The sequence below is a fragment of the Streptomyces sp. NPDC049541 genome, from assembly GCF_044465725.1.
Taxonomy (GTDB): Bacteria; Actinomycetota; Actinomycetes; order Streptomycetales; family Streptomycetaceae; genus Streptomyces.
The window spans coordinates 93,005-117,673 of sequence record NZ_JBITLY010000006.1 but is presented as its reverse complement, the minus strand read 5'-3'; the positions used below and the strand labels follow the sequence as shown (position 1 = coordinate 117,673).

Sequence of the window (24,669 nt, the reverse complement as noted above, 5' to 3'; positions counted from 1 at the left end):
CTGTGGCCCTAAGGCTGTTCGGGGGCCCTAAGGCTGTTCGGGCCTGTCGCGATCCATGCCGAGCTGCCCCTCGATGCGCTGCTGGGCGTCGTCGACCTGGTTCTCGTACTTGTTGCCCGTTCTCTCGTTGACCTTGCGTTCCGCCGCGTCGGACATGTCCTTGGTCTTGTCCTGCATCTGGCGGTTGCTCTTGAACCTGTCGAAGATGCCCATCCAGAGCTCCTTCCAGAGATGGCTCAGCAACGACGATACGGCCGATGTGTGACAAATGCCCACTTGGGCCGGTTGTGGTCTGGACCTCGTGAGTGCCCCCGTGCGCCCTCTCGCTACGGTGTGCGGACAGTCGTACGGGACATGCGTACGAGAGAAGACCGCCCGTGCGGGGGCGGATCGTGCAGCAAGGGGAGGGCACAGCGTGAGGCGTCTGAGGGGCGGGGCGGCGGCTGCCATGGTGCTGGTGTTCGCCGTGGCCGGGTGCAAGGCGGAGACCAAGGCGGGATCCGGTGGACCGCAGGAGACCGGGGGCGGGGGTGCGGCCCTCACGGCCGCCGAGTCGCTGACCGTGAAGGGGCGCGCGCCGAAGACGGGTTATGCCCGCGACCGGTTCGGCGCCGCCTGGGCGGACACCGACTCCAACAACTGCGACACCCGTGACGACATCCTCAAACGGGACCTGGACGACGTGAAGTTCAGCGACGGCAAGTGCAAGGTGTCGTACGGCGTCCTGGAGTCGGACCCGTACTCCGGCCAGAAGGTGACCTACCGCCGCGGCCGCAGCCTCGTCGACATCGACCACCTGGTCGCCCTCTCCGACGCCTGGCAGAAGGGCGCCAAGTACTGGGACGCGCGCAAGCGCATAGCCCTCGCCAACGACCCGCTCAACCTCCTCGCCGTCGGCGCGAGCGCCAACCGCTCCAAGGGCGACGGCGACACCGCGACCTGGGTGCCGCCCAAGGCCTACCGGTGCACCTATGTCGCCGCCCAGGTCGCGGTGAAGAAGAAGTACGGGCTGTGGGTGACCACCGCCGAGAAGGCCGCGATGGAGAAGGTCCTCAGGACCTGCCCGGGACAGAAGCTCCCCACCGGCGGCAACCCGACCGAGGCGCCGGCCCGTTTCCACGCCGACTGACGGGAACGGGCCGGGGGCTCGGCTACGCCTGCTTCTTCAGTGCCGCGAGGACCGTCGTCGTCACCTTCTTCGCGGACGCGGCGCCGTTGTCGCTGCCTGCCGTGGACAGCACGGTGACCACCGAGTTGCCGGAGCGGGCCGCGATCAGCGTGGTGCCGTTCTCCCAGGTGCCGCTCGTCAGCGTCATCGTGTAGGCCTCGTCCCCGAGCCCGGCCGTGGACTTGCCGGTGACCTTCACCTTGGCGTGCGTGTCGGTGTCCGTGAACGTGGCGCACGCGGCGGCGACGGACTGCAGGCTCTTCATCACCGCGGCGGCCGTGGTGCCCTGGAAGGTGTCGATCTCCTGGGCGACCTCCTGCGTCTTGTCCTTGCTCGCGTAGTCGTTCTGCGCGAACGACACTCCCCCCTTGTAGCCGCTCACCTGGATCCAGGACGTGCCCTCCAGCCGGGTGCAGTCCGGCTTCCCGCTCTTCTTGGCGGACGGGGAGAGGAGGGTGTCGCCGGTGTCCGAGGAGCCGTCGGCCTCGATGGTGAGCCCGGCGGGGAAGGCCGACGCGGGCGCCAGCGCCTTCTTCAACTGCGTACCGGTGGGCAGAGAGGCGTTGGGGTCCTTCGCCTTGGTCGCGGCCGCCTTGTCGGAGGAAGCCGCGCCCTGGTCGGAGGAGGAACCGGACGAGCAGGCGGTGAGGGCCAAGGGGAGTGCCGCGACGGCGAGCAGGGTGGCGACACGAGGCGAGAGACGCATGACAGTCCTTCAAAGGGTGGTGTTGACGGGGAGCGCACGGCATGCCGCGCGAGGGCCGGAGGCGGCCCGGGGCGTGGGGAGTGGGGCCGCCCGTGGAAGCCGGTGGAACGGCTCGGTGGGCGGCGAGCGGTCATGGTAAGCGTGCGGGCGCAACGACCGAACCCCAGGTGGGGGCAGGTCAGGCCGCCTTCTTCCAGTCACCGCAGCCGGTGGTCTTGAAGTAGGCGTCGCCCGGGCTGATCGTGACGACGGCCGTGCCGGTCACGTTGTTGTTCGCGACGATCGAGTGGAGCGAGTGGTCGGCGTCCTTGGTCCGCTCCCAGTAACAGGAGTCGTCCTTGTTGCCGGTGGACCTGTAGGTGCCGGGGGCGATGTCGGAGCCGACTCTGAACATCCCGCCGTCACCGGCCATCCTGGCGGCGGGCGTGCCCTTCGCCTTGGCGTCGACGGCCTGCCAGTCCTTGCAGCCGCTCGACTTGAAGAGCTTGTCCGTGGCCTTGACGGTGACGTAACTGGTGCCGCTCACATTGTCGTTGGCCAGGATCGAGTCCATCTCACCCTTGGCGTCCTTGGCGCGCTCCCAGTAACACATGCCGTCGGTGTTGCCGGTGGTGCGGTAGGTGCCGGGCTTGACGTCCGAACCGACCCGGAAGTCGCCGTCCCCCGCGAACGCGGCCTTCTTCTTCTCGGTGGCCTGCGCCTTCCCGCTGCCGGAGCCGTGCTGCGCGGAGGCCGAGGAGTTCTTGCCGGAGCCGGAGGTGGAGCCGCTTCCCTTGTCGCCGGCGTTCGCCGATACGGCGCCGATGACCACGACCCCCACCACGGCGCCCAGCGCGAGCTTGCCCTTCATGCCCATGACGATGTCCCCCCTCGGACGTTCGGATGTGGCGAACAGGCCTGTTGCCCGGCCGCTGCCGTTCACGGTGTTCGCTGGGTCAATAAGAGCAGAGGTTGTGAACCGAGTCAACACGATTCACGGAGTCGAGTGTGTACACGGCCGTGAATGCATGGATCTTGCGTGCATCGGTATGCTCGGCGTCACACTGCGACAAACGAGGGGAGCCGGCGGGTGCAGGACAACGCGACAGAGGTGACCGCCGCCGGGATCGCCCGGCTGGCCGGCGTCGGCCGCGCCGCCGTCAGCAACTGGCGCCGCCGCCACGCCGACTTCCCCAAGCCCGTCGGCGGCACCGAGACGAGCCCGTCCTTCGCGCTCGCCGAAATCGAGGCCTGGCTGCGCAAGCAGGGCAAACTCGCCGAGGTGCCCCTCCGCGAACGCGTCTGGCAGCAGCTCGCCGGCCACCCCGAGGGCCCCGTCACCGCACTGACCCACGCCGGCTGCGCCCTGCTGCTCATCCACGACCGGCCCACCGTCTGGCTGGAAGCGAGCGCGGGGTCGGACGAGCGGCTGGCGGCGATGTTGACGGGGGCGCTGGAGGACGTCCTGGTGCCGCGCTTCGGTCCGCCGGTCCGAGGGCGCGGTGTTCACAGCGGATCGGCCGGAGGTGCGGCGCCGGATGTGAACTCTCCACTGCCTGTGAATTCACCGCTACCTGTGAACTCCCCGCTCGCCGTGAACACCCCCACCCCGGCCTCCGCCCCCACGCCACCCGCCGTGCAGGCCCCCTCCGGCCCCCAACTCCTCACCTCCGCCCCCCTCCTGCGCGGAGTCGCCGAACTCGCCGCCGCATCAGGCGCCCGCCAGACCTTCGAGTTCCTGCTCGGCCGCCACCTCGACGCCAACCCCCGCCAGTACACGCTCACCCCCACCGAACTCGCCCGCCTCATGGCCGACCTGGCCGGCACCGCCCGCACCCTCCTCGACCCCGCCTGTGGCACCGGCGCCCTCCTGCGCGCCGTCACCCCCAGACCCGACCAGGAGCTCTACGCCCAGGACAGCGCCCCCGACCTCGCCGCGCTCACCGCCCTGCGCCTCGCCCTGCACACGCCGGCGACCGTGCGCGGCGCCGCGGGCGACACCCTGCGCGCCGACGCCTGGCCCGGGCTGCGCGCCGACGCCGTCCTGTGCCACCCGCCGTTCAACGAACGCAACTGGGGCCACGACGAACTCGCCTACGACCCCCGCTGGGAGTACGGCTTCCCGGCCCGCAACGAATCCGAGCTGGCCTGGACCCAGCACGCCCTCGCCCGCCTCCGCGACGGCGGCACCGCCGTCCTGCTGATGCCGCCCGCCGCCGCCTCCCGCCGCTCCGGCCGCCGGATCCGCGCCGACCTGCTGCGCCGCGGCGCACTGCGCGCCGTCGTCGCCCTGCCCCTCGGCGCCGCACCCCCGTACAACATCCCGCTCCACCTGTGGGTGCTGCGCCGCCCCGACAAGGCGCCCGCGCAGCCCGAGGTGCTGCTCGCCGACACCGGGCAGTACGCCACCGAGGGACGCGGCGGACCCGACTGGCGGGCCGTGCGCGAGGCCGTGCTCGACGCCTGGGGCGCCTTCGACCGCGCCGGAACCCTCGACGAGCGCCCGGGTCTTGCCCGCTCCGTCCCCGTCATCGACCTCCTCGACGACGACGTCGACCTCGCCCCGGCCCGCCATCTGCCGCCCCCGGCCGCGGCCGAGGGCGCCGGCGCGCTCACCGCCGTACGCGAACGCCTCGGTGAGACCCTGCGGCTGACCGCCGAGCTCACCCCGCCGCCCGCGGACCACGCGCAGCCCGCGCCCCGCTGGCCGTTCACCACCGTCGGTGAACTCGCCCGCGGGGGCGCCCTGGTGCTGCGCACCGGCGGAAACGGGGGCCACGCGCGCGTGCCCGTCCTCACCGACCACGACGTCCTCGCCCAGACCGCCCCCTCCGGCGCCCTGCCCGAGAGCGACGAGGACGCCGTGCTCACGCAGCCGGGCGACGTCGTCGTGCCGGTGCTCGGCGGCGGCTCGGTGGCGCGCGTGATCGACGAGGCGACGGCGGGCGCCGCCCTGGGGCGCAACCTCGTCCTCCTGCGCCCCGATCCCACGGCGCTCGACCCCTGGTTCCTCGCCGGCTTCCTGCGCGGCACCGCCAACAACCGCCAGGCCAGCAGCTACGCGTCCACGGCCACCCGCCTCGACGTGCGCCGCCTCCAACTGCCCCGCCTGCCCCTGGACGAGCAGCGGCGCTACGGCGAACGCTTCCGCGCCCTCGACGAGTTCGAACGCGCCCTGCGGCACGCGGGCCGCCTCGGCGAGCAACTCGTGCGCGGGATGTACGACGGGCTGACGGACGGGACGGTCGCACCGGACTGACCGGATCGACCGGATCGACCGGACCGACCGGACCGACCGGGCCGACCGGACCGAGCCGTTCCCGGTCGTGGGACGTGACCAGCGTTTCAACGGTTCGGTACAACCCGGGACGCGTTGTCCTTGTCGGCCTATACGCTCGGACTCAGCATTTGTGTTCGTCCCATCAGGTCCCCAGGAGCAGCCATGCAGGGCCACGGCTACGCCGCGCCTCCGCCCCGTCGACCCTCGACCGGGGTGCTGGTCCTGCTGCGCGTGATCTTCGTGGCGGTGGCGCTGCTCAGCATCGGATTCCTGGCATGGGTCGCGACGCTCCGCGCGGCGATCGTCACCCGCAAGGCCGCCGACTGGTGGATCTTCGCGGCCTCGGTGGTGGTCCTCGGCATCAGCTTCGCCTTCCTGAGCACCGACCACACCGACGACTTCAGCACCCCGAACGGCAACACGGGCATGATCATCCTGCTGCTGAACGCCGTGGCCTGCGCCGGCTGCTACCTCTACGCGGACATACGCCACTTCGGGCCGTACTCCACCGGCCATCCGACGCCCCCGGCCCCGGGCATGGGCTACGGCTACCCGCAGCCCCCGTCGCCGTACGCGGCCACACTCCCGCAGACGCCCGTGGTGGCGGTGCCCTCCGCCCCCGTACCGCCTCCGCCGCCGCAGCGCCCCGCGCCCGCCCGTATCGACCAGGTGCGCGCCGAACTCGACGAGCTCAGCGACTATCTGCGCCGGCACCCGGGCCACGCGGACGACAACCACGAGGGCGGAAGGTGACCGTGGCGGCAGGACGGGTCGTCGCCGGCCGCTATGCGCTGTCCACGCTCATCGGGCAGGGCGGCATGGGCCAGGTCTGGACGGCGTACGACCAGCGGCTGGACCGGCGCGTGGCGGTGAAGCTGCTGCGCCCCGACAAGGTGGCGGGGCAGGAGGCCGACGAGCTGCGCCGCCGGTTCGTGCGCGAGTGCCGGGTGACCGCGCAGGTCGACCACCCCGGCCTGGTCACCGTGCACGACGCGGGCAGCGAGGGCGAGGAGCTGTTCCTCGTCATGCAGTACGTCGACGGCGCGGACCTCTCCGACCATCTCGCCGAGCACGACCCGTACCCCTGGCAGTGGGCGGTCGCCGTCGCCGCGCAACTGTGCGCCGTGCTGAGCGCCGTGCACGCCGTGCCGATCGTCCACCGCGACCTCAAGCCCCGCAATGTGATGGTGAAGCAGGACGGCACCGTCACCGTCCTCGACCTCGGCGTCGCCTCCGTCATGGACGCCGACACCACCCGCCTGACCCACACCGGCACCCCCATCGGCTCGCCCGCCTACATGGCGCCCGAGCAGGCCATGGGCGGCGCGGTCGGCCCGTACACCGACCTGTACGCGCTCGGTGTGCTGCTGCACGAACTCCTCAGCGGGGACGTCCCGTTCGCGGGCTCCACGGCGCTCGGCGTACTGCACCGGCATCTGTACGAGCCCCCGGTGCCCGTACGCCGTATCCGCCCCGAGGTTCCCGAGCCGCTCGAAACCCTCGTCCTGCGCCTGCTCGCCAAGGACCCGCAGCACCGTCCGGCCTCCGCGCAGGACGTGTACGAGCACCTGTCGCTGCTCCTGCCCGCGCGCGGGATGCCAACCGGGGCGCCCCTCGACCCCACGCGCCCCTTCCTCCGCCCGCACGCCCCCTGGCCGGACCGCGCGCGCACGCCCGCGCCCCAGCCCGCGCCCGTCACCCCGGCGGTCGAGAAGGCGGAGAAACCGGACGTCGCCCGCGCCGTCGACGAGGTCAAGCGCCTCCTCGGCGAGGGCCGCATCACCCAGGCCGTCGACATCCTCGGCGCGATCCTCCCCGCGGCCGCCGAACAGCACGGCGAGCACTCCCCGGTCGTCCGCACCCTGCGCAAGCAGTACGCGGCCACCCTCATGGACGACGGCCAGTACCGGCGCGCACTGCCCGAACTGCGCCGCCTCGCCGACGAACGCGCCGCCGAGGCCGGCCAGGCCGACCCGCAGTCGCTGCGCTTCCGCTACGAGGCCGCCCAGTGTCTGGAGTCCCTCGGTGAACCGGCGGCAGCCCTCGCCGAGTACCGCGCGCTGCTGCCGTACTACGAGAACCAGTACGTGGCCGGCGACCCCGAGCTCGCCCACGACGTCCGCCGCCGCATCGGGCACCTCCTGCTCGCCCTCGGCGACCGCGCCGCCGCCCACGACACCCTCGCCCGGCTCCTGCTCGACGTGGAGCGCCTGCGCGGCCCCGGCCACCCGCTGGTGGCCGAAATCCGCCGCACATTGGGATGGTTGGGGCAGGTGCGCGGCTAGTTTTTACCGAGTCCAGAGGGATTTTTGTGATTCCTGGGGGCTTACGTTTCCCGAACGCTTGACCGGGTTCGGATACGTTCCGTTCGTTTCACGCCAGGCGACGCACGGCGCCGGGCACCGCACAACGCAGCCGACGCACAACCAGGGGTGGGGTACACATGGCCGGCCATCGGCAGTCCAAGAAGCGCAGATACATCACCTGGGCCGCCGCCGGTGCCGCCGTGGTCGCGGGAGCCGGCCTCGCCGCGCAGAGCTCCATGGCCGCCACCACCTGGCCCGCGCAGAAGACGTACACCGGCCGCGCCTTCGACACCTGCGCCGCGCCCTCCCTGGCCGCGATGAAGGCCTGGCACACCGGCTTCTACGGCGCCGCGGCCGTCTACGTCGGCGGCAAGAACCGCGGCTGCTCCCAGCCCAACCTGACCGCCTCCTGGGTGAAGCAGGTCAGCGCGGTCGGCTGGAAGCTCATCCCGCTCTACGTCGGCGCCCAGCCGCCCTGCCAGTCCGGCTCCAGCCCCGAGAAGATCACCGCCGGCACGGCCGCCGCCCTCGGCAAGACCGACGCGGACGACGCCGTGGCCAAGGCGTCGGCGCTCGGCATGAAGGCCGGCAGCCCGATCTACCTGGACATGGAGTCGTACGACATCACGAACACGTCGTGCAACAACGCCGTGCTCACCTATGTCCGCGCCTTCGACAAGGAACTGCGCGCCAAGGTCTACCGCGCCGGTTACTACGGCTTCACCAGTTCCAGCGCGAAGGCCGTCGCGGGCGCCACCGACAAGACGGACCTGCCGGGCAACCTCTGGTACGCCCTGTGGGACAAGCAGAACACCACGACCGCGGACTGGCCGTTCGGCTCGACCCAGTTCACCGGTCACAGCCGCGGTCACCAGTACCTGGTCAACAGCAAGGAGACGCGGAACGGCTACACGATCACCGTGGACCGCGACGCGTGGGACGCCCCGGTGGCCATCACCGGCTGAGCCCCCGGACCCCGCGGAGGCGCGGCGGTGCCCGAAGTCGCGGTGAATCGTTGGTCGAATGGGTTGGCCACAGCCGACCCACTGCCTACCATCGATCACCGCAAGACTTTGTGCACCGTCGCACAATCTCCTCGGGAGGCTCCCTTGCACCGCCGTCGCACCGCGCTCGTCCTCACCGCCGCGATCGCCGCCGCGGCCCCCCTCCTGACCGCCTGCGGAAGCGATGCGCACCCCGGTGCGGCAGCCGTCGTCGGCGGTCAGCGGATCACCGTGGCGCAGCTGGAGACCCGGGTGAACGAGGTGCGCGCGGCGCAGCGGGCGGCCGTGAAGGACGAGACGCAGTACAAGCAGGCCGTCTCGCAGACCGGGAGCCTCACCCGCGACACCCTGCACGGGATGGTCATCGACCAGGTGCTGCACCGCGCCGCCCAGGACGCGGGCGTGAGCGTCACGCCCAAGGAGGTCCAGCAGATGCGCACCGGCCTGGAGCAGCAGGTCGGCGGCTCCAAGGCCCTGCAGACGGCCTGGCTCCAGCAGTACGGCGTCGCCCCGCAGCGCCTGGACGAGAACCTGCGCCTCCAACTCGAGGCCCAGAAGCTGGCCCAGGCCCTCGGCGCCGACACCAGCAAGCCGGCCTTCTGGAACGCCCTGTCCAAGGCGTCCAAGGAACTCCACGTCGACCTGAACCCGCGCTACGGCACCTGGGACGTCCAGAAGAGCAGCCGCGTCGACGCGAAGACCCCCTGGGTGCGGGAGGTCACGGCGACCGGGACGCAGCAGACGGCGTAACGGTCCTCCAGGGCCGCCGCCCCTGTGGACAGCGGCCCGGCGGCCCACAGCCCTGTGGACGACTTCCGGGCCTGTCGGCGGCGTGCGTTACGTTCGGATCGTGAACGCAACCAGCTCGGAACAGGCCCTGGGCCGCATCGTCCTGCTCACCACCAGCCACCGCGTCGCGCCCGGACTGCTGTCCTGGCCCGCCTGGCAGGCGCTGCACGCCGCCGACCGCGTGCTGTGCTCGGACGGCGCCCACCCGCAGCTGCCGTATCTGCGGGAGGCGGGCATACGGGTCGAGGAGACCGCCCCCACCGCCGAGGAGCTGGTCGACGCGTGCGCCGGCGGCCGTACGGTCGTGGTGGTCGCGACCGGCGAGGGCGAGCCGGCCCTCACCGACGGACTGGCCCGCCTCGCCGGCTCCGGACGGATACAGATGCCGGAGCTGGAGCTGCTCCCCGCCTCCTACGACCTCCCCGGCGCCCGCCTCCTGGACCTCGTCCAGGTCATGGACCGCATCCGCGCCGAGTGCCCGTGGTCGTCCCTGCAGACCCACAAGGGCCTGGCGAAGTACGGCATCGAGGAGGCGTACGAACTCGTCGAGGCGATCGAGGAGGGCGACCGCGACGAGCTGCGCGAGGAGCTGGGCGACGTCCTGCTCCAGGTGGTCTTCCACGCCCGGATCGCCGAGGAGGACCCGGACGCCCCGTTCTCCGTCGACGACGTGGCCGCCGGCATCGTCACCAAGCTCATCCACCGCCACCCGCATGTCTTCGGTGACGAGACCGCCACCACGCCCGAGGAGGTCAAGGAGCACTGGCTGCGCACCAAGGCGGTCGAGAAGCAGCGCACCTCGGTGACGGAGGGCATACCACTGGGCCAGCCGGGCCTGGCCCTCGCGGCGAAGCTGGCCTCGCGGGTGCGGACGGCCGGCCTGGAGGTTCCGTTGCCCCGAGCGGAGGGCGTCGGTTACGAGTTGCTCGCGCTGGCGGTGCGCGCGGAGGCGGAGGGCGTGGACCCGGAGGCCGCGCTGCGGGCGGCCGCCCGGGCCTACCGGGACGCGATCAAGGAGACGGAGGGCCGGAGCCGGTCAGGCGGCGGTGAAGCGCACGGGCAGGTCTCGTAGCCCGCGCATGATGAGCCCGCCCCGCCAGCGCAGCTCGGCGGGGTCGGCGGCCAGCTCCAGGTCCGGCAGGCGGCGCAGCAGGGTCTTAAGGGCGGTGCGGCCTTCGAGCCGGGCCAGGGGGGCGCCCAGACAGTAGTGGATGCCGTGGCCGTATCCGAGGTGCTGGTTGTCCCGGCGGGAGAGATCGAGCGTGTCGGGCTCGCAGAAGCGGGCCGGGTCGCGGTCCGCCGCGGCCAGGACGACCAGGACGGGGTCGCCGGTGGCGATGCGCTGCCCGCCGACGGTCAGCGGCTCGGTGGCGAAGCGCCAGGTGGCGAGTTCCACCGGACCGTCGTAGCGGAGCAGCTCCTCTATACCGGTGTCGAGCAGTGCGCTCTCACCGCGCCCGATCGACTCCTGGAGCCGCTGCCGCTGCGCGGGATTGCGCAACAACGCATAGGTGCCGTTGCCGATCAGGTTGATGGTGGTCTCGAAGCCGGCGAAGAGCAGCACGAAGCACATCGCGGCGGCCTCGTTCTCGGTGAGGTGCTCGCCGTGGTCGGAGGCGCGGATGAGGCCCGAGATGAGGTCCTCGCCGAGGTCGCTGCGCTTGCGGTGGATGAGTTCGGCGAGATAGCCGCGGATCTTCTTCACCGAGCGGGCGACACCGCCGCGCGGACCGCCGCCGTGCCGGATCATCATCCCCGCCCAGTCACGGAAGTCGTCCTGGTCCTCGCGCGGGACACCGAGCAGATCGCAGATCGCGTAGATGGGGAGGGGGAACGCGAAGTCGTGGATGAGATCCGCCTGCCCGTGCGGTGCGAAACGGTCGATGAGATCGTCCGTCAACTCCTGCACCCGCGGCGCGAATTCGGCCACCCGGCGCGGGGTGAACGCCTTGGAGACGAGGCGGCGCAGCCGGGTGTGGTCCGGCGGGTCGATATTGAGCAGATGCGTCATCAGATTGGCGCTGCGCTCACCCGGAATACCGGTCCTGCTCTTGCCCTGCGCGTCCTCGGCGTGATGCTCGGGGTTCTTCGAGAGCCGCCCGTCCGCGAGCGCCTGACGTGCGTCGGCATAGCGGGTCACCAACCAGGCCTCGACCCCGCTGGGAAGTGTCGTCCAGTGGACGGGGGAGTGCTCGCGCAGCCAGGCGTAGGCCGGATACGGGTCACTGGCGAATTCCCAGGTGAAGAGTTCGGGAGCGGTGTTGGGGACGTTCACAGGACGACCGTATCGGGAGCGTGCAGGTGGATGCGCCGCCGCGGCGAACGGGTCGAAGATGACACGCGTTCAAGTCTGTGATCTTCACGTGATCTACGCGGCATTAACTTGTGACAAGTGATCGGCACCGGCTACGTTCACGGACCAGCGCGGCGGTATCGAACGCCTGTCGGTGTCATGCGCCGCGCGGTCATTGCTGTCTCGCGAAAGGCCTCCGCATGCTCTCCGGGAACGGTCGACACCGTCGCCCCCGTCAGGCTCCGGCCATCCTCGTCGCGGCCGGAGTGACCGGCTCCGCCATCGCGATCCCGCTCTTCGCCGCGGGCGGCGCGAGCGCCGCCGACGGCACCACGTGGGACAAGGTGGCGCAGTGCGAGACGGGCGGTTCCTGGAGCGAGAACAGCGGCAACGGGTTCTACGGCGGGCTCAAGTTGACCCAGGAGAACTGGGAGAAGTACGGCGGCCTCGACTACGCCCCCCGGGCCGACCTCGCCAGCCGCAACCAGCAGATAGCCGTCGCCGAGAAGCTCCTGGACGACCAGGGTGTCGGCGCCTTCCACACGTGCGGACTGACCTCCGGGCTCACCAAGGACTCGGGTTCGGCCGCCATCGACACCGGCGTGCTGGGCGGCGGTTCCGGTTCGTCCGATTCCTCCGGGGCGTCCGACTCGCTGGGGCTGTCCAACTCCTCGGGCAGCGCTTCCGACGGGTCTTCTTCGTCGGATTCGTCCTCCGGCTCGTCCTCCAGTGCCTCCCCTTCGACTTCCGCGAGCGCGACGGACAACTCCACCGAATCCGGCACATCCGCCTCGCCGTCCACCTCTCCGTCCAAAAAGGCCACGGCCGACCCACAGGGCGCCGACAGCTCGTCGACAGGCAAGGCGAAGGTGGACGACTCGGACAATCTCGAGCCCCCGGCGTCCACTTGGACCCTCGTCGACACCGGCACGACCGGCACCGGCCGCCACCGTGGCGCCAGCGCCGACGAGACGGCCGGTGAGACCGCCGACAAGACCAAGACCGACGGCGGCACGCGCGACACGTACACCGTCCACGCCGGTGACACTCTCGCCTCCATCGCCGACTCCCTTGGCCTGGACGGCGGGTGGCGTGCGCTCTATGCCGCGAACAAGAACGCCATCGGTGTCGACCCGAATCACATCTTCGCCGGTCAGACCCTGAAACTCGGTGCCGAATAGGGCGAAAAACAACGGGAGTTCACGTCATACTTCGCCACTGAATGTCCGGTTTGGCGAAAGTGTGGGATGAGTCTCAGAAGCCCTGATCGTCTTTGAAATTCGACGGATCGCGTGTCTACCGTCGTCACCGCTCGTCAACACGAGCCCCGGCTGCCGCAACGCCGAATCCTGCCAGCGGCCGTACGGGAACAGTCGTCGCGTAAAGCGCCGTAGGCAGGAGCGGGGGACCCAAGGTAGGTGCCGACCCGGGCAGTTGACGGGCGGCTAGGGGTGTAGCCGTGTCTCGTGAGAGCGAGAGCACGGCCGGGCAACTCAACCGGCCCGAACCCGACAGCTCACCTCGCAGGCGTCGGTGAGGGGATCGAACCATGCTGTTTTCCGGCAAGGGCAAGCACCGCCGTCCGTCCAAGGCCACCCGCGTCGCCGCGCTGGCCGGCGTCACCGGCGTCGCCATCGCCGCTCCGCTGATGGCGGCCGGCAACGCCTCCGCCGCCACCGCCTCCGAGTGGGACAAGGTCGCCCAGTGCGAGTCCGGCGGCAACTGGTCCATCAACACCGGGAACGGCTACTACGGCGGCCTGCAGTTCTCCGCCTCCACCTGGGCCGCGTACGGCGGCACCGCCTACGCCCCGCAGGCCAACCAGGCCTCCAAGGCGCAGCAGATAGCCGTCGCCGAGAAGGTCCTCGCCTCCCAGGGCAAGGGTGCCTGGCCGGTCTGCGGCACGGGCCTGTCCGGTGCCGCCTACAACGGCAGCGCCCCCAGCGCGAACACCAACCGCTCCAGCGACTCCCAGGCCGCCTCCCGCTCCGCCGAGCGCCCGGCCGCGAAGACCGAGAGCACCAAGAGCACCAAGACCGTCACCACCCCGACCGGCAAGAAGGTCAAGAAGGGCGACGGCGAGTACAAGGTCGTCAAGGGCGACACCCTCAGCTCGATCGCCGAGAAGCACGGCGTCAAGGGCGGCTGGCAGAAGCTGTTCAAGCTGAACAAGGACATCATCGAGGACGCCAACCTCATCTACCCGGGTCAGCAGCTGCACCTCAAGTGACAGCCTCGCGGTCTCCCCGCTCCGGTGCGTGTTCCCCCGTACGCACCGGAGCGGGGTTCTTTTTGCTCCCCCTCTTTGTTCCGTTCGGAAACAATTTACTCTCGGTTCTGCCCAAGAGGTGGTCGGCAACGTGGCCGATCGGCCTTGGGCGGTTAGGCTCGTCCCGCAGAGCCACCGCGCTACTGCCGTAGCCGTGTCACATCCAAGAAGGAGATGCTCGTGCCGTCCATCGACGTCGTCGTAGCCCGGGAAATCCTGGACTCCCGAGGCAACCCCACGGTCGAGGTCGAGGTCGGCCTCGACGACGGCAGCACGGGTCGTGCCGCCGTCCCGTCCGGCGCCTCCACGGGCGCCTTCGAGGCCATCGAGCTCCGCGACGGTGACCCCAACCGCTACCAGGGCAAGGGTGTCGAGAAGGCCGTCCTCGCCGTCATCGAGCAGATCGGCCCCGAGCTGGTCGGCTACGACGCCACCGAGCAGCGCCTGATCGACCAGGCCATGTTCGACCTGGACGCCACCGACAACAAGGGCTCCCTCGGCGCCAACGCCATCCTCGGCGTCTCCCTCGCCGTCGCCCACGCCGCCTCCGAGGCCAGCGACCTGCCGCTCTTCCGCTACCTGGGCGGCCCGAACGCGCACCTGCTGCCGGTGCCGATGATGAACATCCTGAACGGCGGCTCGCACGCCGACTCCAACGTGGACATCCAGGAGTTCATGATCGCCCCGATCGGCGCGGAGTCCTTCTCCGAGGCCCTGCGCTGGGGCGCCGAGGTCTACCACACCCTCAAGAAGGTGCTGAAGACCAAGGGCCTGTCCACCGGCCTCGGCGACGAGGGCGGCTTCGCCCCGAACCTGGAGTCCAACCGCGCCGCGCTCGACCTCATCATCGAGGCCATCAAGCAGGCCGGCTACGTCCCCGGCCAGCAGATCGCGCTCGCGCTCGACGTCGCCGCGTCCGAGTTCTACAAGGACGGCAAGTACGAGTTCGAGGGCAAGTCCCGCTCGGCCGCCGAGATGACCGAGTACTACGAGGAGCTCGTGGCGGCCTACCCGCTCGTCTCCATCGAGGACCCGCTGTTCGAGGACGACTGGGCCGGCTGGAAGGTCATCACCGACAAGCTGGGCGACAAGGTCCAGATCGTCGGCGACGACCTCTTCGTCACCAACCCGGAGCGCCTGGCCCGCGGCATCGAGGAGGGCACCGCCAACGCCCTGCTCGTCAAGGTGAACCAGATCGGCTCGCTCACCGAGACCCTGGACGCCGTCGAGATGGCCCAGCGCAACGGCTTCAAGTGCATGATGTCCCACCGCTCCGGCGAGACCGAGGACGTCACCATCGCCGACCTCGCCGTCGCGGTGAACTGCGGCCAGATCAAGACCGGCGCCCCGGCCCGCTCGGACCGCGTCGCCAAGTACAACCAGCTGCTGCGCATCGAGGAGATCCTCGACGACGCCGCGGAGTACGCGGGCCGCAGCGCGTTCCCCCGCTTCAAGGGCTGACCCAACCTGGGCTAAGCCTTAGCCAGTCGTACGTACGTCCCCGTACCGGTCCCGTACCGTGTGCGGGGACGTACGCACGTGTGACGGGAGGCGGCGACATGGCAGTGAAGGACCGGGACCGGTTCTCCACCGCGACCAGGATCAGGCTGCTCGGCGAGCAGACGGCGGCCCGGGTCTACCGCTCCCAGACCAAGCGGCAGGCCCGCCGGTCTCGGTTGACCGGCCGGGCGGCGCTGCTCGCCCTGGTGCTGTGCTCGATGGTGGTGGCGCTGGCGTACCCCATGAGGCAGTACGTCTCCCAGCGCTCCCAGATCGCCGATCTCCAGCGGCAGCGGGAGCAGGCCAGGGCGCGGGTCGAGCAGCTGCGCGACCTGAAGGCGCGCTGGCAGGACGACGAGTACGCCGAACAGCAGATCCGGCTGCGGCTGCACTATGTGCTGCCCGGGGAGACCAGTTTCGTCGTGATCGACCCGAGCACGGCCAAGCAGTCGCGCTTCGAGCAGGGCGCGGGCCACCGCCCCTGGTACACGAACGTCTGGGACGGGGTCGACAGGTCGGACGCATCCGACCAGTGATCAGGCCCGCCGACCAGTGATATCGACAGAGGAATTCAGTTCAGGCATGCATACGCCCCCGCCGCCCACCCCGCGCACCGAGCCCACCGACGCCGACGTCGAGGCCTTCAAGCAGCAGCTCGGGCGGCCGCCGCGCGGGCTGCGCGCCATCGCGCACCGCTGCCCCTGCGGCCAGCCGGACGTCGTGGAGACGGCCCCCCGCCTGCCGGACGGCACGCCCTTCCCGACGACGTACTACCTGACGTGCCCCCGTGCCGCCTCGGCGATCGGCACGCTGGAGGCCAACGGCGTCATGAAGGAGATGACGGAGCGGCTCCAGACGGACCCGGAGCTGGCCGCCGCCTACCGCGCCGCGCACGAGGACTACCTCGCGCGCCGTGACGCCATCGAGGTCCTGGAGGGCTTCCCGAGCGCGGGCGGCATGCCCGACCGGGTGAAGTGCCTGCACGTCCTGGTGGGCCACTCGCTGGCGGCGGGCCCGGGCGTCAACCCGCTGGGCGACGAGGCGATCGCGATGCTGCCGGAGTGGTGGCTGAAGGGCCCGTGCGTGACGCCCTGCGGGCCGCCGACCGGCGAGGGATGGCAGACGGACGTCTCCGAGGACGGCACGGGTCACTTCGCCTTCAAGCCGCTCGCTGCCCCCGACCCGGCGGACGAGCTCCCCGGCGAGGAGGGCGAGGTCACCGACCCCGCCGAGGTCCGCAGCGGCTCCTTCGCGTACAAGCCGATGGTCGCCGAGGGATTCAGCCGGGTCGCCGCCGTCGACTGCGGCACGAACTCCATCCGGCTCCTGGTGGCGGACGTGAACCCGGCCACCGGCGAACTGCTGGAGCTCGACCGGCGCATGACCATCGTGCGGCTCGGACAGGACGTGGACCGGACCGGGCGGCTGGCCCCCGAGGCGCTGGAGCGGACGTTCGCGGCCTGCCGGGAGTACGCGGAGGTGATCCGTGACCTGGGCGCCGACAAGGTGCGGTTCGTGGCCACGTCGGCCTCCCGGGACGCCTCGAACCGCGACGAGTTCGTACGGGGCGTCGTGGACATCCTGGGTGTCGAGCCCGAGGTCATCTCCGGCGAGCAGGAGGCCGAGTTCTCCTTCACCGGGGCGACCAAGGAGCTGAAGGGGCGTGACGACCTCGACCGTCCCTATCTGGTGGTCGACATCGGCGGCGGCTCGACCGAGTTCGTCGTGGGCGACGAACAGGTGCGCGCGGCGCGCTCCGTCGACGTCGGGTGCGTGCGGATGACCGAGCGGCACATCGTCCGGGACGGCGCCGTCACCGACCCGCCCGCCGAGGAGCAGATCGGGGCCATGCGGGCCGACATCGAGCGGGCCCTCGACCTCGCCGAGGAGACGGTCCCGCTGCGCGAGGCGCGCACGCTGGTCGGGCTCGCGGGGTCGGTGACGACCGTGTCGGCCATCGCTCAGGAGCTGACCGAGTACGACTCGCAGCGCATCCATCACTCCCGGATCTCCCTCGCGAAGGTCCGCGAGATCACCGAGTGGCTGCTGCACTCCACCCACGCCGAGCGCGCGGCCGTCCCCTCCATGCATCCGGGGCGCGTCGACGTGATCGCCGCGGGCGCCCTCGTACTGCAGTCGATCATGGAGCGGATCGGCGCCGAGGAGGTCGTGGTCAGCGAGCACGACATCCTCGACGGGATCGCCTTCAAGGTGGCGGAAGGCGTCTGACGATCCTGCTGCCGCGGCCTACTTGAACCAGTACCGGACGCCGTGGTGGTGCGAACAGGTGCCCTGTGAGTGGCGCGAGTAGGACAGGGTGGCGTCCTTGCACTTCGCCGTCTCGTACTTGTCCCTCGGCCGCTGGTGGTGCGTCCAGCCGCACACGCCGGTGGTGTGACTGACGCAGTGGTGGGCGGTGTTGGTGGCGGGCAGGGTGGCCGCGGAAGCGGTCGGTGCACTGATGAGGACGCCGGCGAGGGCGACGGTGATCGCCGAGGCAGCAAGACGTGCGCGCATAGGAGTTCCTCCCCCTGGTGGTGCGTGGCAGCGGGAGCTTATAGCGATGTGAACGACTTGTGGTCTTTGTTGGAGAAGTCATGGAGGAGGGCTTTCGTGCCCACTCCTCCGGCCGTGGCGTAGGTCTCGATTGTTACTGATGGGTAGCTCTCGGACGAGCAGGTCGGATAGCGTATGAGCGTGTCCAGGGGGCCTTTCGGGGCCTCCTGGCGACACGCCGCCAGGAAAGTTCGTGAAGTTCTTCACAAGGAATTCCGCCCTGTGGAAGCACGAAAAAGGCCCGGTTGGGCCTTCCGGGGTCCCAACAGGCCCTTGAACGTGTTCAGAAGGGGTAGGGGAAGCTTCCCTGGAGGGCGCTCACGAGGCGGTGTCACGGAGGGCTCACGACCCCCCCCGATGGTGCGGAGAGGCAGCTCACGCGGCATTGACAACGGGACGTACCGCCCCGCGGAGACCCCGCCGCGACCCGCCCCGCGACAGCGAGTCGCGAAGGATAACACACCCCCTGCAAGAGCTTGTGAAGGGGCGCACGAGCGACCCCCCTGGGGCAGGTGGATACTCGATGGCATGAGCACCACGGAGCGTCCCAGGATCCTCGTAGTAGGCGGTGGGTACGTAGGCCTGTACGCAGCTCGGCGCATCCTCAAGAAGATGCGCTACGGAGAGGCGACCGTCACGGTCGTCGACCCCCGGTCGTACATGACCTACCAGCCCTTCCTCCCCGAAGCCGCCGCCGGCAACATCTCCCCGCGCCACGTCGTCGTCCCGCTGCGACGCGTGCTGCCGAAGGCGGAGGTCCTCACCGGCCGGGTCACCACCATCGACCAGGACCGCAAGGTCGCCACGATCGCCCCGCTGGTCGGCGAGGCGTACGAGCTGCCCTTCGACTACCTGGTGATCGCGCTCGGCGCGGTCTCCCGCACCTTCCCGATCCCCGGCCTCGCCGAGCAGGGCATCGGTATGAAGGGCATCGAGGAGGCCATCGGCCTGCGCAACCACGTCCTCGAGCAGCTGGACAAGGCCGACTCCACGACCGACGAGGAGATCCGCCGCAAGGCGCTCACCTTCGTCTTCGTCGGCGGTGGCTTCGCCGGCGCCGAGACCATCGGTGAGGTCGAGGACCTGGCCCGCGACGCGGCCAAGTACTACAAGAACGTGTCCCGCGAGGACATGCGCTTCATCCTCGTCGACGCCGCCGACAAGATCCTCCCCGAGGTCGGCCCCAAGCTGGGCGCCTACGGCAAGGAGCACCTGGAGAGCCGCGGTGTGGAGATCTACCTCTCCACCTCGATGGACTCCTGCGTCGACGGCCACGTCGTGCTGAAGAACGGCCTCGAGGTCGACTCCAGCACCATCGTGTGGACCGCCGGCGTCAAGCCGAACCCGGTCCTGTCCCGCTACGGCCTGCCGCTCGGCCCCCGCGGTCACGTCGACTGCGCCCCGACCCTCCAGGTCCAGGGCACCGACTACATCTGGGCCGCCGGTGACAACGCTCAGGTCCCGGACCTGGTCGGCCGCAAGGCGGGCAACGAGAACGCCTGGTGCCCGCCCAACGCCCAGCACGCGCTGCGTCAGGCCAAGGTCCTCGGCGACAACGTGATCTCCGGTATGCGGGGCTTCCCGCAGAAGGAGTACAGCCACGGCAACAAGGGCGCCGTCGCGGGTCTCGGCCTGCACAAGGGCGTCGCGATGATCGTCATGGGCAAGATGAAGATCAAGCTCAAGGGCCGTCTCGCCTGGTACATGCACCGCGGCTACCACGGTCTGGCCATGCCGACCTGGAACCGCAAGGTGCGCGTGTTCGCCGACTGGACCCTCGGCATGTTCCTCAAGCGCGAGGTCGTCTCCCTCGGCGCGATGGAGCACCCGCGCGAGGAGTTCTACGAGGCCGCGAAGCCGGCCCCGGTCGCCGCCGCGCCCAAGGAGAAGACCGAGGCCAAGGCCTCCTGACCGGTTCCGGTCGCTGATCCGACCGAAAGACCTCCCGCCGTCCGTGGTGCGGGGGGTCTTTCGGCGTTCCCGGGGGCTGCGCCCCGGGACCTCGCACGCCGGACGGGCTGAAAGACAAACGCCAACGGGGGACTGCGCCGCACCCCCTTTTTGTTTATACGTGGTGTTGGACATTCCGGGAGTGCTGTCACGGAGGTGTGCACCATGGCCGACGCCGCGCAGCGGCTGAAGAGCCTCGTCGAACAGTTGCTGGGGGTCCCGCTCCCGGTGCGCATCCGCGCCTGGGACGGTTCGCAGGCAGGGCCGCCGGGCGCACCGGCGCTGGTCGTGCGGAATCGGCGCGCGGTACGGCGGCTGCTGTTCAAGCCGGGGGAGCTGGGGCTCGCCCGCGCCTGGGTCGCCGGGGACCTGGACATCGAGGGGGATCTCTACGCCGCCCTCGACCTGATGTCGGAGCTCGTGTGGGAGCGCGGGGAGGACGCCAGGAGCCTGCTGCAGATGGTGCGCGACCCCGAGGTGCGCGCCGCCGCCCGCGGCCTGGTGAAGATCGCCGGGCTTCCGCTGCCGCCCGCCCCGCCCCGCGAGGAGGTCCGCAGGGCCCGCACCCATCTGCACACCAAGCGCAGCGACCGGCGCGCCATCAGTCACCACTACGACGTCGGCAACGACTTCTACGAGATCGTCCTCGGCCCGTCCATGGTCTACTCGTGCGCCTACTGGCCCGCCCCCGACGCCACCCTGGAAGAAGCCCAGCGCGACAAGCTCGAACTCATCTGCCGCAAGCTCGACCTGACGGCGGGTCAGCGGCTGCTCGACGTCGGCTGCGGCTGGGGCTCCCTGGCCATCCACGCCGCCCGCGAGTACGGCGTGAACGTCGTCGGCATCACGCTGTCGCAGGAGCAGGCCGCGTACGCCCGCAAGCGCGTCGCGGACGAGGGGCTGACCGACCGGGTCGAGATCCGGGTGCAGGACTACCGGGACGTCCCCGACGGCCCCTACGACGCCATCTCCTCCGTCGGCATGGCCGAACACGTGGGCGCCGAAAGATACTTGGAGTACGCCGAGGACCTGTACCGCCTCCTGAAGCCCGGCGGGCGGCTGCTCAACCACCAGATCGCACGGCGGCCGCAGCGCGACGAATCGTCGTACAGCGTCGACGCGTTCATCGACGCCTATGTCTTCCCCGACGGTGAACTCGCCCCCCTCGGCAGCACCGTCGGGCAGCTGGAGCGCGCCGGGTTCGAGGTGCGGGACGTGGAGGCGATCCGGGAGCACTACGGGCTCACCCTGCGCCGCTGGGTGGCCAATCTGGAGGCCGACTGGGCGCGCGCGATGCGGTTGGCGGGGCCCGGCCGCGCCCGCGTCTGGCGGCTGTACATGGCCGCCTCCGCCCTCGCCTTCGAGCGCAACCGCATCGGCGTCAACCAGGTGCTGGCCGTGCGGACACCCGAGGGCGGGGAGTCCGGGATGCCGTTGCGCGCCCGCACCTGGGGGACGTGAGTCCCGTACGTACGAAGGGCCCCGCTCGACGAGCGAACGGGGCCCGAGCGTCGGACCGCTACTCCGACTTGATCGCCGTCAGCATGTTGAGCCGTGCCGCCCGGCGGGCCGGCCACAGGGCCGCCAGGACACCGACCGTCGCCGCCAGCAGCAGGAAGACGGCCATCCGGGTCCAGGGCAGGAGCAGTTCGTACGTCGCCATCTTGGTGCCGAGGAGTTCACCGGCCGCCCAGCCGAAGAACACGCCCAGGCCGATGCCGAGCACGCCGCCGAAGAGCGAGATGACGAGGGACTCCAGACGGACCATCCGCTTGATGCCCTTGCGGTCCAGGCCGATCGCGCGGAGCATGCCGATCTCCTGCGAGCGCTCGAAGACCGACATGGCCAGGGTGTTGATGACACCGAGGACCGCGACGATCACCGCCATGGCGAGCAGGCCGTAGAGCATGTTCAGCATCAGGGTGAACATCTGCGCGATGTCGTTCGACAGGTCCTGCTTGCTCTGGACCTTGATGGCCGGGTTGGTGCCGAGGGCCTTGACCAGCTTGTCCTTGGCCGCATCGGAGGCGCCGTCCGCCGTCCTGACCAGGACCCGCATGTCGCCCGGGTCGGTCATGTGGGGGGTGACGACGTTCTTGTCGAGCAGGATGCCCCGGATCAGGTCGTTGCCCTCGTAGATCCCGGAGACCGTCAGACGGGAGGACCTGCCGTCCTCGTAGTGCGCGGTGAAGGAAGAACCAGCCTTCCAGCCGTGGGACTTGGCAGTGTCCTCGTCGGCGACGACCTGAGTGCCGCCCACCTTGAAGGTGCCGCCCTTGACCTTGAGGTCCGTCAGCCGGGCGATCGCCGGGCCGTTCACGCCGGTCAGGGACTCGCCCGTGCCGTCGATGCGCGAATAGACGTTGCGCAGGGGGCTGGTAGCGGTCACTCCGGCGGTGGCGTCCAGCTTGTTGTCGACGTCCGGGGAGAGCTCGTTGCCGTTCGCCATGGAGACGACGTAGTCGGCCTTGATGGCGGACGAGGCCATCTTGTCGATCGACTTCTGCAGGCTGCCCGCCATCACCGTCATACCGGTGATCAGGGTGAGCCCGATCATCAGCGCGGAGGCGGTGGCGGCCGTACGGCGCGGGTTGCGCACCGAGTTCTGCCGGGCCAGCTTGCCCGAGACGCCGAAGACGCGCAGGACCGGAGCCGCGGCCGCGATCAGCGGGCGGGACAGCAACGGCGTGAGGATGAAGACGCCGATGATGAGCAGGACCGCGCCGAGACCCATCGGCGCCTGGCCGTCCGAGCCGTCCATCGTCGTGGCCGCCAGGACGGTCGCGACGCCCGCGGCGCTGAACAGCGCGCCCAGGGTGTTGCGCAGCACCAGCGACTTGGTGGTCGCCTTCGCGTGCACGCTGCTCATCGCGGCGACCGGCGGGATCTTCGCGGCCCGGCGGCCGGGCAGCCAGGCGGCCAGCATGGTGATGACGACGCCCACCGCGAGGGCGCTCGCGACCGTGCCGGGCGAGACGACCAGCGGCCCGTCCGGGACGGTGGCGCCCAGCGTGCTCATCAGGGAGCGCAGCCCGGCGCCGATGCCGATGCCCGCGACCAGCCCGGTGACGCCCGCCACCACGCCGACCACGAAGGCCTCGATCAGCACGGACCGGGTGACCTGGCGGCGGGAGGCGCCGACGGCACGCAGCAGGGCCAGTTCCTTGGTGCGCTGGGCGACCAGCATGGTGAAGGTGTTGGCGATGATGAACGTGCCGACGAACAGCGCGATGCCGGCGAAGACCAGCAGGCCCTGCTTCAGCCCGCTCATCGACGAGGAGATCTGCTCGGCCTGGTCGGCGGCGAGCTTCTTGCCGGTGGTGGTCTCGACGAGCTTCGTCCCGAGCGCCTCGTCCAGCCCGGCCTTCAGGGCGGTCTGGGAAGTGCCGGAGGCGGCCTTCACATCGATCTCGTCGTAGGTGCCCGGCTTGCCGAACAGCTTCTGGGCGGTGGCGGTGTCGTAGAGGGCGAGGCTGCCGCCCGCGGCGACGTTGCCGTCGTCAGTGGTGAAGACGCCGGTGATGGTGGGGGTGAGCACCGGCCCGTCGACCGAGAGCCGCACCTTGTCACCGACCTTGTACCCGGCGCGCTCGGCCGTCCTCGCGTCGATGGCGACCTGGTCCGCGCCGTGCGGCGCGCTGCCGGACTTCAGCGGGTAGCGGGCGTCCTTGTCGCCCCAGTAGTTGCCGCCCTGTGACTGGAAGCCACCGCCGATGAGCTTGCCGTCCTTGTCGGCGATGGCGGTGAAGCCGCTCACGACGCCGACCGCGGACGCGGCCCCCGGCACCTTCGCGCTCCGGTCGAGCATGGCCTGGGTCAGCTCGGGCGTCTGGCTGATGGTGTTGCCCTTGTCCTCCTGGGACTTGGCTCGCACGGCCACGTCGACCCGGTCGAAGCCCTTGGCCGAACTGTTCTGGTAGGCGTCGGAGATGGTGTTGGTGAAGACCAGCGTGCCGGACACGAACGCGACGCCGAGCATCACGGCGAGCACGGTCATCAGCAGCCTGGCCTTGTGCGCGAAGACGTTGCGCAGTGCTGTGCGGAACATCAGCTGGTGCGGCCCTTCGCGTCGAACTGCTTCATGAAGTCGAGCACGTTGTCGGCTGTCGGCTTGAGCATGTGGTCGACGATCTGCCCGTCCGCCAGGAACACCACCCGGTCCGCGTACGCCGCCGCCACCGGGTCGTGGGTCACCATGACCACCGTCTGCCCCAACTCCCGTACGGAGTTGCGCAGGAAGCCCAGTACCTCGGCGCCGGAGCGGGAGTCGAGGTTTCCGGTGGGCTCGTCGCCGAAGATGATGTCCGGCCGGGAGGCGAGCGCGCGGGCCACGGCCACGCGCTGCTGCTGGCCGCCGGAGAGCTGGGCCGGGCGGTGACCGAGGCGGTCCCGCAGCCCCACCATGTCGATGACCCGCTCCAGCCACTGCCGGTCGGGCTTACGGCCCGCGATGTCCATCGGCAGGGTGATGTTCTCCAGGGCCGTCAGCGTCGGCAGCAGGTTGAACGCCTGGAAGATGAAGCCGATCTTGTCCCGGCGCAACTTGGTGAGCTGCTTGTCCTTGAGCGAGCCCAGCTCGGTCTCGCCGATGCGCACCGAGCCGGAGGAGAAGGTGTCGAGACCGGCCACACAGTGCATCAGCGTGGACTTGCCCGACCCGGAGGGGCCCATGATCGCGGTGAACTCGGCCTGCCGGAAGTCGACGGAGACCCGGTCGAGGGCGACCACCTGGGTCTCGCCCTGTCCGTAGATCTTCGACAGATCCGTGGCTTGTGCGGCCACGGTGGTGGTCGACCGGTCGGCGACGGGTGTGGTGGTCACGGGCAGGAACTCCTCGTGGGACGACGTCTTGAAGGGACGTGTTCCATC

The 24,669-nt window shown here is 70.4% G+C and carries 21 protein-coding genes and 1 riboswitch; of the genes, 14 read left to right on the top strand and 7 right to left on the bottom strand.

Annotation, left to right across the window (positions count from 1 at the left end):
* Positions 1-27: 27 nt before the first annotated feature.
* Positions 28-213: an antitoxin gene (locus ACIBW9_RS23085; protein ID WP_398957849.1), complete on the bottom strand. Its 186-nt coding sequence runs from the start codon at positions 211-213 to the stop codon at positions 28-30.
* Between the two features lie 235 nt (positions 214-448).
* On the opposite strand from ACIBW9_RS23085, the gene ACIBW9_RS23080 reads away from it, so the two are divergent.
* Complete coding sequence (locus ACIBW9_RS23080) at positions 449-1,129, top strand: HNH endonuclease family protein (protein ID WP_398958702.1); 681 nt, start codon at positions 449-451, stop codon at positions 1,127-1,129.
* Between the two features lie 22 nt (positions 1,130-1,151).
* Here ACIBW9_RS23080 and ACIBW9_RS23075 read toward each other — a convergent pair whose 3' ends face one another.
* The gene (locus ACIBW9_RS23075) at positions 1,152-1,874 is read right to left on the bottom strand and encodes a hypothetical protein (RefSeq protein WP_398957847.1); all 723 of its coding nucleotides are present in this window, start codon (positions 1,872-1,874) and stop codon (positions 1,152-1,154) included.
* A gap of 178 nt (positions 1,875-2,052) precedes the next feature.
* Complete coding sequence (locus ACIBW9_RS23070; RefSeq protein ID WP_398957845.1) at positions 2,053-2,730, bottom strand: hypothetical protein; 678 nt, start codon at positions 2,728-2,730, stop codon at positions 2,053-2,055.
* Positions 2,731-2,943: 213 nt separating this feature from the next.
* On the opposite strand from ACIBW9_RS23070, the gene ACIBW9_RS23065 reads away from it, so the two are divergent.
* The 6 genes from ACIBW9_RS23065 to ACIBW9_RS23040 all read left to right on the top strand — a co-directional run bounded on the left by ACIBW9_RS23065 (position 2,944) and on the right by ACIBW9_RS23040 (position 10,304).
* Positions 2,944-5,112 (top strand): N-6 DNA methylase, encoded by a 2,169-nt coding sequence (locus ACIBW9_RS23065; protein ID WP_398957842.1) that lies wholly within the window; start codon positions 2,944-2,946, stop codon positions 5,110-5,112.
* A 183-nt stretch (positions 5,113-5,295) separates the two neighbouring features.
* Positions 5,296-5,886 carry a hypothetical protein gene (locus tag ACIBW9_RS23060; RefSeq protein WP_398957839.1) on the top strand — a complete coding sequence of 197 codons (591 nt, stop codon included), beginning with the start codon at positions 5,296-5,298 and terminating at the stop codon, positions 5,884-5,886.
* Between the two features lie 38 nt (positions 5,887-5,924).
* Positions 5,925-7,418 (top strand): protein kinase, encoded by a 1,494-nt coding sequence (locus ACIBW9_RS23055; protein ID WP_398958700.1) that lies wholly within the window; start codon positions 5,925-5,927, stop codon positions 7,416-7,418.
* Positions 7,419-7,576: 158 nt separating this feature from the next.
* Positions 7,577-8,404 carry a glycoside hydrolase domain-containing protein gene (locus ACIBW9_RS23050; RefSeq protein WP_398957837.1) on the top strand — a complete coding sequence of 276 codons (828 nt, stop codon included), beginning with the start codon at positions 7,577-7,579 and terminating at the stop codon, positions 8,402-8,404.
* 144 nt (positions 8,405-8,548) lie between these two features.
* Positions 8,549-9,193, top strand: coding sequence for a SurA N-terminal domain-containing protein (locus ACIBW9_RS23045; protein WP_398957835.1), 645 nt, complete (start codon positions 8,549-8,551; stop codon positions 9,191-9,193).
* 100 nt (positions 9,194-9,293) lie between these two features.
* Positions 9,294-10,304, top strand: a complete 1,011-nt coding sequence (locus ACIBW9_RS23040; RefSeq protein WP_398957833.1) for a nucleoside triphosphate pyrophosphohydrolase — start codon at positions 9,294-9,296, stop codon at positions 10,302-10,304.
* Here ACIBW9_RS23040 and ACIBW9_RS23035 read toward each other — a convergent pair.
* Entirely contained in the window at positions 10,269-11,507 is a 1,239-nt protein-coding gene (locus ACIBW9_RS23035) for a cytochrome P450 (RefSeq protein WP_398957831.1), read from the bottom strand. The genes ACIBW9_RS23040 and ACIBW9_RS23035 overlap by 36 nt on opposite strands.
* A 218-nt stretch (positions 11,508-11,725) precedes the next feature.
* Here ACIBW9_RS23035 and ACIBW9_RS23030 point away from each other — a divergent pair, with 218 nt between their 5' ends.
* From ACIBW9_RS23030 to ACIBW9_RS23010, 5 genes are all read left to right on the top strand, one after another.
* Positions 11,726-12,706 (top strand): transglycosylase family protein, encoded by a 981-nt coding sequence (locus ACIBW9_RS23030; protein ID WP_398957828.1) that lies wholly within the window; start codon positions 11,726-11,728, stop codon positions 12,704-12,706.
* A gap of 195 nt (positions 12,707-12,901) precedes the next feature.
* Positions 12,902-13,070, top strand: a riboswitch (cyclic di-AMP (ydaO/yuaA leader).
* Between the two features lie 4 nt (positions 13,071-13,074).
* Positions 13,075-13,755 carry a transglycosylase family protein gene (locus ACIBW9_RS23025; RefSeq protein ID WP_398957826.1) on the top strand — a complete coding sequence of 227 codons (681 nt, stop codon included), beginning with the start codon at positions 13,075-13,077 and terminating at the stop codon, positions 13,753-13,755.
* A gap of 213 nt (positions 13,756-13,968) precedes the next feature.
* Positions 13,969-15,255: a phosphopyruvate hydratase gene (gene eno / locus ACIBW9_RS23020; protein ID WP_115907739.1), complete on the top strand. Its 1,287-nt coding sequence runs from the start codon at positions 13,969-13,971 to the stop codon at positions 15,253-15,255.
* A 98-nt stretch (positions 15,256-15,353) separates the two neighbouring features.
* Positions 15,354-15,830: a septum formation initiator family protein gene (locus ACIBW9_RS23015; RefSeq protein ID WP_398957823.1), complete on the top strand. Its 477-nt coding sequence runs from the start codon at positions 15,354-15,356 to the stop codon at positions 15,828-15,830.
* A 46-nt stretch (positions 15,831-15,876) separates the two neighbouring features.
* Complete coding sequence (locus tag ACIBW9_RS23010; RefSeq protein ID WP_398957821.1) at positions 15,877-17,523, top strand: DUF501 domain-containing protein; 1,647 nt, start codon at positions 15,877-15,879, stop codon at positions 17,521-17,523.
* Between the two features lie 18 nt (positions 17,524-17,541).
* Here the strand turns inward: ACIBW9_RS23010 and ACIBW9_RS23005 are convergent, their stop codons facing one another.
* Entirely contained in the window at positions 17,542-17,811 is a 270-nt protein-coding gene (locus tag ACIBW9_RS23005) for a DUF3761 domain-containing protein (RefSeq protein WP_390699249.1), read from the bottom strand.
* Between the two features lie 567 nt (positions 17,812-18,378).
* Here ACIBW9_RS23005 and ACIBW9_RS23000 point away from each other — a divergent pair.
* Positions 18,379-19,761 (top strand): NAD(P)/FAD-dependent oxidoreductase, encoded by a 1,383-nt coding sequence (locus ACIBW9_RS23000; RefSeq protein WP_398957818.1) that lies wholly within the window; start codon positions 18,379-18,381, stop codon positions 19,759-19,761.
* A gap of 204 nt (positions 19,762-19,965) precedes the next feature.
* Entirely contained in the window at positions 19,966-21,261 is a 1,296-nt protein-coding gene (locus ACIBW9_RS22995; protein WP_398957816.1) for a class I SAM-dependent methyltransferase, read from the top strand.
* 58 nt (positions 21,262-21,319) lie between these two features.
* Here ACIBW9_RS22995 and ACIBW9_RS22990 read toward each other — a convergent pair whose 3' ends face one another.
* Both ACIBW9_RS22990 and ACIBW9_RS22985 read right to left on the bottom strand, forming a co-directional pair.
* Positions 21,320-23,848, bottom strand: coding sequence for an ABC transporter permease (locus tag ACIBW9_RS22990; protein WP_398957814.1), 2,529 nt, complete (start codon positions 23,846-23,848; stop codon positions 21,320-21,322).
* A complete protein-coding gene (locus ACIBW9_RS22985) occupies positions 23,848-24,621 on the bottom strand; it encodes an ABC transporter ATP-binding protein (protein WP_398957812.1) in 774 nt (257 codons plus the stop codon). Before ACIBW9_RS22985 ends, ACIBW9_RS22990 begins: the two co-directional genes overlap by 1 nt.
* Positions 24,622-24,669 lie beyond the last annotated feature (48 nt).

Coding starts and splice junctions, on each gene's coding strand:
- ACIBW9_RS23025 (WP_398957826.1), top strand. CDS start 13,075: ATGCTGTTTTCCGGCAAGGGCAAGCACCGCCGTCCGTCCAAGGCCACC.
- ACIBW9_RS23015 (WP_398957823.1), top strand. CDS start 15,354: ATGGCAGTGAAGGACCGGGACCGGTTCTCCACCGCGACCAGGATCAGG.
- ACIBW9_RS23010 (WP_398957821.1), top strand. CDS start 15,877: ATGCATACGCCCCCGCCGCCCACCCCGCGCACCGAGCCCACCGACGCC.
- ACIBW9_RS23050 (WP_398957837.1), top strand. CDS start 7,577: ATGGCCGGCCATCGGCAGTCCAAGAAGCGCAGATACATCACCTGGGCC.
- ACIBW9_RS22995 (WP_398957816.1), top strand. CDS start 19,966: ATGGCCGACGCCGCGCAGCGGCTGAAGAGCCTCGTCGAACAGTTGCTG.
- ACIBW9_RS23030 (WP_398957828.1), top strand. CDS start 11,726: ATGCTCTCCGGGAACGGTCGACACCGTCGCCCCCGTCAGGCTCCGGCC.
- ACIBW9_RS23000 (WP_398957818.1), top strand. CDS start 18,379: ATGAGCACCACGGAGCGTCCCAGGATCCTCGTAGTAGGCGGTGGGTAC.
- ACIBW9_RS23085 (WP_398957849.1), bottom strand. CDS start 213: ATGGGCATCTTCGACAGGTTCAAGAGCAACCGCCAGATGCAGGACAAG.
- ACIBW9_RS23080 (WP_398958702.1), top strand. CDS start 449: ATGGTGCTGGTGTTCGCCGTGGCCGGGTGCAAGGCGGAGACCAAGGCG.
- ACIBW9_RS23070 (WP_398957845.1), bottom strand. CDS start 2,730: ATGGGCATGAAGGGCAAGCTCGCGCTGGGCGCCGTGGTGGGGGTCGTG.
- ACIBW9_RS23060 (WP_398957839.1), top strand. CDS start 5,296: ATGCAGGGCCACGGCTACGCCGCGCCTCCGCCCCGTCGACCCTCGACC.
- eno (WP_115907739.1), top strand. CDS start 13,969: ATGCTCGTGCCGTCCATCGACGTCGTCGTAGCCCGGGAAATCCTGGAC.
- ACIBW9_RS23075 (WP_398957847.1), bottom strand. CDS start 1,874: ATGCGTCTCTCGCCTCGTGTCGCCACCCTGCTCGCCGTCGCGGCACTC.
- ACIBW9_RS22990 (WP_398957814.1), bottom strand. CDS start 23,848: ATGTTCCGCACAGCACTGCGCAACGTCTTCGCGCACAAGGCCAGGCTG.
- ACIBW9_RS23005 (WP_390699249.1), bottom strand. CDS start 17,811: ATGCGCGCACGTCTTGCTGCCTCGGCGATCACCGTCGCCCTCGCCGGC.